This window comes from Oleiphilus sp. HI0117, assembly GCF_001635235.1.
The window spans coordinates 1-11762 of record NZ_LWGA01000645.1 but is presented as its reverse complement, the minus strand read 5'-3'; the positions used below and the strand labels follow the sequence as shown (position 1 = coordinate 11762).

Sequence of the window (11762 nt, the reverse complement as noted above, 5' to 3'; positions counted from 1 at the left end):
GGTTTAGCGCGGAGGTAACACAAGCCTTTGGCCCAGAGCGATCAATCAGCTTAGCCGTCAGGCTCTCGACTTTACCTTCCAGCTTGGCGATCTTACTCTTCTTCTTTTTTAGTACAGCTAACATTTTCGTTGCTCGCTGGNTGTTCTCACGTAACTCTGTGAGGCAGCTTCCTGTTTCCGCATCAAGCTCAGCATAAGTGCTAGCTTCTCTGCTTGAGTCAGCTTCCATTTCGGCAAAGGCATCAGCGTGGCTAAGAGGTGTCAGGCTGAAGATGAAGAGTAGGGATGTCAGTTGCTTCAGTTGCATTGCTAATTTCCTTGTCAGAATATAAAAGTGTGACAGCATTGGTGCAGAATATATCAACATTATAATGATTACCAGTCTACTGACCTGCCAATATATTTAGTGATAAACACTCACCAATCTTGTTATTAGAGGATGGACGGATATTAGATTTGAAACGAATGAGGGGATCAATATCACTTATACTTATCATGTAACTAGATGATCAGAATAAAAAAAGGGATGGTTTTGCTACCATCCCTTTTTTTATTCTAGGCTTTCTCTACGAGTTTCGAGAAGCTTCTTGTAATTCAAATATCTCGTTAATGCCTTTCTTCGCTAGTGCTAACATGGCATTAAATTCGGACTCTTCAAACGCTTCACCTTCAGCAGTGCCCTGAATCTCGATAAAGCCGCCTTTGTCTGTCATGATCACGTTCATATCAGTTTCTGCTTCTGAGTCTTCCGGGTAGTCCAAGTCGAGAACGGGTGTACCTTTGTAGATGCCTACAGAAATCGCCGCAATCTTTTGCTTTAGCGGGATTTCTTTCAGTTTTCCTGCATCTACCAAGCCTTGAAGAGCGTCCATGAGTGCCACGCAGCCCCCAGAGATAGACGCTGTACGAGTACCTCCATCTGCCTGGATAACATCGCAATCGATTTGAATGGTGCGTTCGCCGAGTGCTTTCATATCAACAGCGGCGCGTAATGAGCGACCGATTAGACGCTGAATTTCGACGGTACGACCTGTTTGTTTACCCTTTGCTGCTTCACGGATCATACGTGAACCGGTAGAGCGAGGCAGCATGCCATATTCAGCGGTTAACCAACCTTGTCCTTCACCTTTTAGGAAGCGGGGTACCTTTTCGTCTATTGAGGCAGTACAGATAACTTTGGTGTCGCCAAACTCAACCAGGACAGAGCCTTCAGCATGTTTTGTGTAGTTTCGGGTGATTTTAATCTCGCGTGCTTGATCTGGTTGGCGTTCGCTTGGTCTCATAAAGTTCTTCCTATTGGGGAATTAAATAAAGGGGTACCGGGAAAATTTGCCGGCAAGTTTATCACTTTAAAGGTGGGTTTCTAAGTGCCTAGCGAGTAGAATTCGTAAATCAATTTGAACATACGTAACTGAGCTAAGTGGGGAAGTACCAATGCTGAAAAGCATGACAGGATTTGCACGTTTAGAACTTGAAAGTGAACAAGGTGTATTAACGTGGGAGCTAAGAACGGTCAATCATCGTTATCTCGAGCCTCACTTAAAAATACCGGATATGTTTCGTGAAGCGGAACCTAAACTCAGATCCTTGATGCGTAAGTACTTATCTCGGGGCAAGCTAGACTGTTCCTTAAAGTGGCAGCCCAGTAACCGTAAAGCTGATGGCTTGAAGGTGAATGCTGAAGTGCTCGCTCAGTTAAGTGAAGCCTGCCGTTCGGTAAATGAGTTATTTGATGACGTCGCACCGGTTGATGCGATCTCGGTGCTTCAATGGCCTGGCGTGATTGATAATGAGTCAGGTGACCGCCAGCAACTGTTGGCACAAGCCAATGAGTCCTTTGAGGCCTGCTTAAAAATATTATTGGAAAACCGTCAACGTGAAGGCACTCAGCTAGAGCCTCTGTTTGAAGAGCGTTTAGTCGCTATTGAAAATATCGTTAAAGAAGTGCGCGCCTGGTTGCCAGATATTCTTAAAAAGCAAAGCGAATTAGTGAAGAAGCGCTTCGAAGAAGCTTCTGTACAAATGGACAATGAACGCCTTGAACAAGAGATGGTTTTGCTAGCGCAGAAAACTGATGTGGCTGAAGAGCTTGATCGTTTAGATGCTCATGTAGTTGAAGTACGAAGTGTACTGAAGAAAAAGGAGCCGGTGGGGCGACGTCTTGATTTCCTTATGCAGGAGTTAAACCGAGAAGCCAATACCTTGTCATCTAAGTCTATCGTAACAGACACCACAAAAGCGGCGGTAGAGTTGAAAGTTTTGATCGAGCAGATGCGCGAGCAAGTACAGAATGTAGAGTAGAGCGCTACTTGCAAAAACAGAGAGTGCCAAGGCAAAGCCTAGGGCACTCTTTTGAACTAACTACTTGGAAGACTCAACAAGCTGCTCAGCTTGCTTAATCGGCATATGACGCACATCTTTACCTTTTACGATGTAGATCACGTGCTCAGCCAGATTACACGCATGGTCACCGATACGTTCCAAGGCACGTAGTACCCACATAACGCTGTGAATCTGGGAGATACTGCGAGGGTCTTCCATCATGAAGGTCATCAGTGAGCGAACCGCTGACTTGTACTCGGCATCGACAGCATGGTCTTCTTTCATAATATCCAGTGCCATATCGATATCGAAACGTGCAAAGGCATCGAGTGCACCATTGACCATTTGACCAACATGATCGCTGATGTGGCGAATTTCGACGTAGCCGCGAGGTGCTTTGCCCTCTTCAGTCAGGCGGATTGCCATTTTGGCAATCTTACTGGCTTCATCACCAATGCGTTCGATATCTGCAACCATTTTGATGATAGAAATGACTAAGCGAAGGTCACTCGCTGCCGGCTGACGTCGTGCAATCAACTGGGTACAGTCTTCGTCGATCAGTAACTCCATTGCGTCAACTTCTTGGTCTTTGTTACGGACCGTATCGGCGAGTTCGCTATTGTTGGTGATAAGAGCTTCTACTGCATCAGATACTTGACGCTGTACGATACCGCCCATATTTAGCAACTGGTTACGCAACTCAGATAAATCCTGATTGAATTGCTGGGAAATGTGCTGAGTGTGGCCGTCGTTTGTTGTAATACTCATATTTGCCTCTTTTATCCGTTAATGCAGCATAGTGTCATGTAGCGAGTTGATATAGTCCTAAACCTAACCGTAACGACCGGTTATATAGTCTTCAGTCTGCTTGTTACGTGGGTTGGTAAACAGCTCATCAGTGTTGCCAAATTCGATCAAGTCGCCCATATACATAAACGCCGTGTAGTCAGATACACGAGCAGCCTGCTGCATATTGTGGGTTACGATAACGATAGTATAGTCATCTTTTAGCTGGTGAATCAGTTCTTCAATTTTCAGCGTAGACAATGGGTCCAAGGCTGAAGCGGGTTCATCAAGCAGTAATACATCTGGTTTAACAGCAACGGTTCGTGCGATCACCAAACGTTGTTGCTGACCACCGGATAGACCCAATGCGCTATCATCAAGACGATCTTTAACTTCATCCCAAAGTGCTGCAGAACGTAGAGACCATTCTACTGTTTCATCTAGAATACGCTTTTTGTTGATTCCTTGAATACGCAGGCCATAAGCGACGTTTTCATAGATGCTCTTTGGGAAAGGGTTTGGCTTCTGGAATACCATACCAATGCGGCGACGAAGTTCAGCCACTTCGACTTTACGTTGGTAGATATCTTTACCTTCGTGCATGATTTTACCGGTGATGCTACAGCCATCAACCAAATCGTTCATGCGATTGAAGCAACGCAATAATGTCGATTTACCACAACCCGATGGGCCGATAAAAGCCGTTACTCGGTTCTGTGGGATCTGCATATTTACGCCGTGAAGGGCCTCTTTTTCACCGTAGCATAAGCGTAAATCGTCAACGGTTAGTGCAATTTTTTCGTCTTCCAGCTTTAGAGCTGCAGACTTACGCTGTAGTGAACTGATATCGATAGCGTGCGTCTTAGTTTCGGTTTGTGCGCCTGCTTGTGTCGTCGAATCATTTGTATCATTTTGCATAGTCATATCTCTTTCTGGTGTCTATCCAGTTAACTCAATAATTATTAAAACTCAAACCATTTCAGGCGCTAGTTAAACTTCTAATGCTTTGTACTTCTCACGTAGCTTGTTACGAATCGCGACTGCGCTTAGGTTTAGCATTGCAATAACGATAACCAATAATAGCGAGGTTGCGTAAACAAGTGGTCGTGCCGCTTCGACGTTAGGGCTCTGGAAGCCAACATCGTAGATATGGAAGCCTAAGTGCATAAACTTCTGGTCCAAATGCAGATAAGGGTAGTTGCCATCTAGCGGTAATGAAGGCGCTAGCTTAACCACACCTACCAGCATCAATGGCGCAACTTCACCCGCTGCACGAGCAATCGCAAGAATAACACCGGTCATCATTGCAGGGCTTGCCATAGGTAGTACGACACGCCAGAGTGTTTCAGCTTTGGTTGCGCCCAAGGCCAGGCTACCTTCACGAATGGATCTTGGAATACGTGATAAGCCTTCTTCAGTCGCTACAATAACCACTGGCAATGTCAGGATCGCTAGCGTGACTGAAGCCCATAACAAACCACCGGTACCTAGCGTCGGCGCGGGTAATGCCTCAGGGAAGAAGGCCTGATCAATACCTGAGCCCAGGAAGTAAATAAAGAAGCCCAGGCCAAATACACCGTATACGATAGAGGGAACACCGGCGAGGTTGTTAACCGCGATTCGGATAATTCGGGTAATTGCACCCTGGTGTGCATATTCACGCAAGTAAACAGCGGCGATAACGCCTAGTGGTGTCACCATGATAGACATGACGATTACCATCAAAACCGTACCGTAAATAGCGGGGAAGATACCGCCTTCTGTGTTGGCTTCACGCGGGTCATCGCTAACAAACTCAACTAGCTTCTCAATATAGAAGGAGATCTTCTCAGCCAGCGACATTTTGTTAGGCTGGAATGCGCGAACAACGTGGGCTATCTCGATTTCTCGCTCTTGGCCATCCGCTGTTGTTGCGACGAGACTGTCACGATTGATTTGCGTGTATAAATCACTCAGGCGTGATTGCAGCCCTTTGTATTGATTATCGAGCGCTGCGCGTTCTTCTTTAAGCGCTAATTGACGCTGAGCTGTTAGCTCATTGTTTAGCTCATAAGAGCGCTCTTTTAGGCGTAAACGCTCGATTTGGCTGTTGATGCTGCCGATCTCGGCCTTTTCGATCGTATAGATCTCATCATGAATGCTCAATGCACGTTCGATACGCTTGCTCAGTTCATCCCATGCGCCATTTCCAGAGGCGACAACCTGGCCGCTTTCTTTTACATCTTTAAGGTAGCCGTAGAAGTTACCCCATTCGCGACGTTCCATTGCGATAATATCTTCAGGGTAATGACGATTACTTAAGGAGGCATCCAATACCCAGCGGAAGTCACTGCCCGTTACATCCCGGTTACCCATTTTAAGCAGGTGACGATCCATAAACTCGACGCCTTGAGGAACCTTGTAACCAGCCTCTCTCAGCTGAACAGCAGAAACACTTTCTGTTTCGACCAGCTCACCCATGATTTTATAGGTACCGCCATTTCGGTTTTCTACATCAGCCTCGACGACATCATGTGCCCAGAAGTGCACTAAACCACGTGAAGCGATCAGGATTAACAGGCTAAAGACCATCACCAAGCTGATTGCGACCGCGCCAGCGTTTAACCAAACCCAAGGATCGCCGTCTTTAAACCATTTCTTTAAAGGTACTCTCATGATTTTAATCCTTAAATTACGCTGTACTTAGAACGAAGGCTCTGACGAACCCATTCAGCAAAGGTGTTAACAACAAAGGTAAAGAGGAACAATACAAAGGCTGCCAGGAACAAGATACGGTAGTGTGTACTGCCGACTTCGGATTCTGGCATTTCAACTGCGATGTTGGCAGACAAGGTTCTCATGCCTTCAAAAATATTCACATCCATGATTGGCGTGTTACCCGTTGCCATCAATACGATCATGGTTTCACCAACTGCACGACCCATACCGATCATTACAGCAGAGAAGATACCCGGGCTTGCCGTAGGAAGAATGACGCGAGTCATGGTTTGCCACTGGGTAGCACCCAATGCCAGAGAGCCATAGCTCAAATGCTTCGGTACACTGAAAATCGCATCTTCAGTAATCGAGAAGATAGTAGGAATGACGGCAAAGCCCATCGCGGCGCCCACGACTAAGGCGTTACGCTGGTCAAAATCGATGCCCATTTCATTGGTCAACCAAGACCGCATATCGCCGCCAAAGAAGGCGACTTCCAATACCGGGCTAATTTCGATACTGAACCACGAGGCTAACAAGATAACCGGAATTAACAGCACGGGGTCCCAGCCTTCCGGTACGGCGTGTCTAATTCGGTCGGGTAAGTTCACCCAAATGAAGCCAAACGCAAGTAAAGAGAGCGGGGTAATCAAGAGCCAAGCAAAGATGCCTGGTAAGTGATCTTCCATGAATGGCGCGAAAAACAGACCTGCCAAGAAACCGAGGATAACCGTCGGTAGTGCTTCCATAAGTTCTATCGAAGGCTTCACTTTACGACGCAGTGCGGGTGCCATGAAGTAAGCCGTATATAGCGCGCCGCAGATAGCAAGTGGCGTCGCGACTAGCATAGCGTAAAATGCTGCTTTTAATGTACCAAAGGCAAGTGGCGACAGGCTGTACTTTGGTTCAAAGTCGTTGTTAGAGGCTGAAGACTGCCAAACGTACTCTGGCTCTTGGTACCCTTCGTACCAAACTTCTTGCCATAGGGCTGAGAAAGAAATTTCAGGGTGTTCGTTGTCAATGTGCCAGAAGCTAATCTGACCTTGCTCATTTTCGACTAATACATAGTTAGCGCGAGGTGCGATGCTGGCATGTGTGATGGCGGCGTCGCTTACTTTCTTCTCTAATGTTGTGCTGTGAGCAGTCGTGTTGAACAAAGAAATGGTGCCGCTATCATCTACCGAGGCAAAGCCTTTTCGGCGGTGTTCAATGGCGATTGATGTGATTTCTGCCGTAGAATCTTCATCAATTGAGAAGTCACGAATTCGCTGTAATGAGTAGTGGTTGTTGTCGTCACGAACCATAAACCATTGAGAAACAATCCCGCCGGACTCAGTCACCAATATAGAGGAACCGCCAAGTAAAAGTTCCATGCCGATAATGTCTCTGTTCTCGGGCAAATGAACGGTGCCGTTAATGGTCGCCTGTTCGTTATCGGCCAGGTCGAAGATGTTGATGTCTTTTTCCGATGCTACAAAAACCCAGCGCATACCGGGTTCAGCGATGACGAACTTTGGTTCACTATTCAATGTCGGCATGCTAACAGGCTCTGCTTCAAGCATTACCTCACCGGTCATGAAGTTTTCTTCTTTTGAGAAGCGAGTTGAGAACAGTTCACTTTGATCATTCGCGCCAACGATCAAAATGGCGTCTTCAGTTAATGATAATGAGACAAATGTAATTGGGTGCCCTGATTCGTCCATATCCATTGGCTCTTCGCCAAAGGGAAACTCGATATAAGGCGTAATAAGGCGCTTATCGTTTGGATAGGTGATCTTGTAGCTGTGCTTAACGATAATAATTTGGCCATTACTCAAACCTGCCAAAATAGTGCGACTGGCGGGCTCTGCAGCACTGACGCTTGTGACACTAACGCCTTCAGGGATGGGTAGGCGCTGATTACTGACAACGCTGCCGTCTTGCGTATTGAAGAAGATAATATTGCCCTGATCCGTCACACGAAGGGCTTTTTCAGCTTGCTCTTCCATGGCGTAGTATAGCGTTGTGCCTGAGTCTGCTGCTGGAACTTGGTATTCACTGACGGCCTCAATTTCAGCCGACTCGAACAATGGCATAACTTCATAAAGCAGATAGAAGAAAATCAGCGTGATCGCCAAGATGACACTGCCTCCTCCCATGCCAATAGAGGTGCTTGCAACCTGGTCTTTGATCTTCCTAATCTTACGGTAGCGTACGAGTTTAGGGCTATCAAAGTCGAGCTTAGGTGGCTCAGATACAGCAGCTTTATTCATAGTCGTCATGTCCAGATTATCTTTGCGAATAAGATTTAGCGTGTAAAAAGTGCGCGTATTATAAAGTAAAAATCTCCTCATCATAGAATGGTGAGAAGATTTTTTATTATATTACAATTTGTAACCGTCATCCCTGACGGAAGTAGCCTGTGTTATTTACAGTAGGCCAAGTTCCTTCAAGCTCTTTTCAGCAACTTTTGAAGGTAGTGGAACGTAACCGTCTTTTACCACAACTTCCTGACCTTGCTGAGACAATACTGACTTAACAAACTCTGCTTCAAGTGGAGACAAGTCTTTGTTAGGCGCTTTATTGATGTAAACATATAGGAAGCGAGATAGTGGATATTTGCCTGTTACCGCGTTTGCTGAAGTCGCTTCAACAAATGGCTGGCTTGCTTTTTTGCTAAGTGGTAGTGCGCGAACAGATGCAGTCTTGTAACCGATACCTGAGTAACCGATACCGTTGATAGACTCAGATACGCCCTGAACAACTGATGCTGAACCTGGCTGCTCATTTACGTTGTTCTTGAAGTCACCTTTACATAGTGCTTTCTTTTTGAAGTAACCGTAAGTACCTGATACAGAGTTACGACCGAAAAGCTGAACAGTTTGGCCAGCCAAGTTACCCGTCACACCCAAGTCACCCCAAGTTTTTACTTCTTTGTCGAAGCCACACTTACGAGTAGATGAAAAAACCGCGTCGATCTGAGGAATAGTCAAACCTTTGATTGGGTTATCTTTGTTTACGAATACTGCTAATGCATCGATTGCAACTGGAACGGCTGTTGGCGCATAACCGTGACGCTTTTCGAATGCGCCGCGCTCTTTGTCTTTCATCATACGGCTCATTGGGCCAATGTTTGAGGTACCTTCAGTCAAAGCTGGAGGCGCAGTTGAAGAACCCGCTGCTTGAATCTGAATGTTTACATTTGGGTAGTTACGCTTAAAGTCTTCGGCCCAAAGTGTCATCAGGTTTGCCAAGGTATCAGAACCAACACTTGAAAGGTTGCCTGAAACGCCACTGGCTTTCTCGTATTTAGGAAGGTTTGGATCAACATCTGCGTGTGCAGTGCTCACAGCACCTAATGTACTGAGGGCTAAGATACTAACTATTTTCTTTATCATCTTGAGTGCTCCTAAGTGGCTTAATTGCCGAAAAATTTGTTTGCTTACTTTCTTGATGAGGCCACTATAAAGATGCAATGTTACAGTTATGTGACAGCTCCGTCTTGTTTGTCACATAAGTGTCATAAGAATGTAAAAAAACTGTTAGATCCCATATCTACGGGGCTTAGCGGGGAGTTGTTGTATTGCTTAGATAGCTAAATCTAAGAAAGTCGCTTCGGCATTGACCAATTTTTATGACAAAAAATGAAATATTCGGGGCCAGTTCAAGTTTTGGTCACATGTGTATGATTTTCACTGGCACTTTTCCGATCTTGGCTATACTGAAAGCAAGCCGCTTTATTAAAGGAAAGAGATCAAATGAATTCATCTGAATCGGGTTTGGGGCCTTCGGGTCGTCTGACTTTGCAAGTCATTGCGATGCCTCGTAATACCAATGTACATGGTGACATTTACGCTGGCTGGTTAATGGAACAGATGGATTTGGCCGCAGCGACCGCAGCGAGCCAGATATCTAAAGGCCGCTCAGCGACTGTTGCGATTGAAAGAGTAGAGTTTTTATCGCCAGTTTCTATCGGTGACCAAGTAAGTTGCTATACCGAGCTAATGGATACCGGGCGTAGTTCGATGAAAATTCGAGTAGAGGTTTTCGGAACCGATACACGAGGTAGTCAAACCCGTAAGATTACCGAAGCTGTTTTTATCTATGTGGCCATTGATGAAATGGGCGGTATCAGGGCGCTACCAAATAGCGATTAGGCGCTTGAAAGCCTAGTCCAATACAGTAAAGAAGCGATCTGCTGTTTCTTTACTGAATGTGCGTAGCTCTTTATCTTCGAATTCGACTGAAAAAGCATTTCCTGACTCTTCTTTTACCCAACCTAAGCCAAGTACTACATGCTTAACCGTATTTGCGAACCATATTGCACTGCTCGTTGAAGTATTTTCTGAAGCCATATCACTAGCGACCAAGGTGCACCGTAACTCTTCTGCATATTGCCTCGTAATACGACTTGGTTTGCCTAATGCGACTTCTATTTGCTTACTATCCAGAGCACTTCCCAACGCTGTGCTTTGCGGGATATTAAGCTCATGCTGGAAACGTGAAATTTGAGCTTTGCTGTTCGAAACATCTTCAGGAATAAGGAGGTGTAAGCATTCTTTGGCACGCGTCATTGCGACGTATAACAGACGCCTTTCACTTTCGAGCAAGGCTTTGCTTAGCATTTCATCTTTGTAGGTATAGGGCAGGGTTTTGTTGTTGAGACCGGGAATAATGACTTGTTTCCACTCGAGGCCTTTTGCGCGATGAATGGTCGATAGCTGGACCGTATCGGTTTTTTTAGTCTTATGGTTATGTTGCTCGGAGTCTTGTTGTAGCTTAATAAAAAGCTTGAGCGTATCTTCGAGGCTAAGCTTGTGTTGAGCTAGAAAGCGGGCAATTCCCTGAATTGAGGCGACTTTTTCCTCTGCATGATCGTGGCTCAGGCTAAGAGAACGAATCCCTTCATATAATTCAGTTTCATTAAAATAGCTTGCAAAGGTCGCGGCTAAGGGCTGCGGTTTGTTCTCTAGCGCATTCAGTGCTCTTGCCAGCCGTTCTAATTTTATAGCTTGTATACGCTTAATATCTTCAGGTATGGCTTCCTTGGTCAATTGTCCCCAATTGCTGTCATGCTGAGCAAGTGTATGACAAAAGGCCTTGATCTGTGTGTCGGGTAAACCCACATGTGGAAAATGAAACAGAAGGTCCAGTTTCAAAGCCCGTTGCTCAGTAGACATGGTTTTAAAGTGTCCACATGCCAACTCCAACAGTGCGCAAATACTTTGCGCTTCATTGGAGTGGAATACACCGGGGTAGCCATCCATATGGTAATTGATGCCGGCTTCTAACAACGCGAGCTCAATGCCCACCGTCTGACTCCAAACTCGCGTGAGAATTGCATACTGAGACAAATCCTGAGAAGGGGTGCCTGAGAGGATATCAATCACTGTCTTGGGGTCATCTTTAGACTTGTGTACTTCTACCCGGGTAGAGGGGTTTGACTCATGTGATTTGCAAAGCAGTGCTTGTCGCCCTGAGTTGTGGGAAATCAGGTGGTTCGCTAATAAAGAAACGCAATGCCCATAGCGGAATGAGTAGCTCAAATTGAGCTTCTGCGTCCCTGGAAACTGTTGGGAAAAGCCGTTAATGATGTATTCGGGTTTTGCGCCGCGGAACTCGTATATCGTCTGATCAGGGTCGCCAACGACGGTCACTTTGGCGCGGTCCCCTGCGATATAGCTTAACAGTGCGTGCTGAAGGTCGTTGGTGTCCTGGTATTCATCGACCAGCACAATATCCATCTTGTTGCTAACAAGCTTTTCTAAAGAGGGATTTTGCTGAATAGCGATCACGGTATCGTAAAGCATATCCGTGTAGCTGATTCTGGCGTTGTGTTTTCGCCAGCTTTCGAAGACATCAAACAATTGAGGAAGAAAGCCGAACTTATCGCTCAAATCAAGATCATAGAGGGTTTGTTGAGGTGACAGCAGGCCATTTTTAACGGATTCGATAAACTGGTGGCCTGCTTCAACGTA

General features: G+C 45.9%; 9 protein-coding genes. 2 read left to right on the top strand and 7 right to left on the bottom strand.

Going from position 1 to position 11762, the window contains the following annotated elements; all coding sequences use genetic code 11:
• Window positions 1–566 precede the first annotated feature (566 nt).
• The gene (gene rph, locus A3757_RS08190; RefSeq protein ID WP_068553802.1) at window positions 567–1283 is read right to left on the bottom strand and encodes a ribonuclease PH; all 717 of its coding nucleotides are present in this window, start codon (window positions 1281–1283) and stop codon (window positions 567–569) included.
• Between the two features lie 151 nt (window positions 1284–1434).
• On the opposite strand from rph, the gene A3757_RS08185 reads away from it, so the two are divergent.
• Window positions 1435–2301: a YicC/YloC family endoribonuclease gene (locus tag A3757_RS08185; protein ID WP_068514428.1), complete on the top strand. Its 867-nt coding sequence runs from the start codon at window positions 1435–1437 to the stop codon at window positions 2299–2301.
• A gap of 60 nt (window positions 2302–2361) precedes the next feature.
• Here the strand turns inward: A3757_RS08185 and phoU are convergent, their stop codons facing one another.
• From phoU to A3757_RS08160, 5 genes are all read right to left on the bottom strand, one after another.
• Window positions 2362–3084, bottom strand: coding sequence for a phosphate signaling complex protein PhoU (phoU, locus tag A3757_RS08180; RefSeq protein WP_304438889.1), 723 nt, complete (start codon window positions 3082–3084; stop codon window positions 2362–2364).
• A gap of 69 nt (window positions 3085–3153) precedes the next feature.
• Window positions 3154–4026 carry a phosphate ABC transporter ATP-binding protein PstB gene (gene pstB, locus A3757_RS08175; protein WP_068514420.1) on the bottom strand — a complete coding sequence of 291 codons (873 nt, stop codon included), beginning with the start codon at window positions 4024–4026 and terminating at the stop codon, window positions 3154–3156.
• Between the two features lie 72 nt (window positions 4027–4098).
• On the bottom strand, window positions 4099–5763 hold the full coding sequence (gene pstA / locus A3757_RS08170; RefSeq protein WP_197469946.1) for a phosphate ABC transporter permease PstA: 1665 nt from the start codon (window positions 5761–5763) through the stop codon (window positions 4099–4101).
• Window positions 5764–5774: 11 nt separating this feature from the next.
• Entirely contained in the window at window positions 5775–8057 is a 2283-nt protein-coding gene (locus A3757_RS08165; RefSeq protein WP_068514474.1) for an ABC transporter permease subunit, read from the bottom strand.
• Window positions 8058–8213: 156 nt separating this feature from the next.
• On the bottom strand, window positions 8214–9182 hold the full coding sequence (locus tag A3757_RS08160) for a PstS family phosphate ABC transporter substrate-binding protein (RefSeq protein WP_068514415.1): 969 nt from the start codon (window positions 9180–9182) through the stop codon (window positions 8214–8216).
• A 360-nt stretch (window positions 9183–9542) separates the two neighbouring features.
• Between A3757_RS08160 and A3757_RS08155 the strand changes: the two genes are divergently transcribed.
• Complete coding sequence (locus A3757_RS08155; RefSeq protein ID WP_068514412.1) at window positions 9543–9941, top strand: acyl-CoA thioesterase; 399 nt, start codon at window positions 9543–9545, stop codon at window positions 9939–9941.
• 12 nt (window positions 9942–9953) lie between these two features.
• On the opposite strand, the gene A3757_RS08150 is transcribed toward A3757_RS08155, so the two are convergent.
• A partial coding sequence (locus A3757_RS08150; protein ID WP_068739397.1) for an ATP-dependent helicase occupies window positions 9954–11762 on the bottom strand: 1809 nt, incomplete at its 5' end.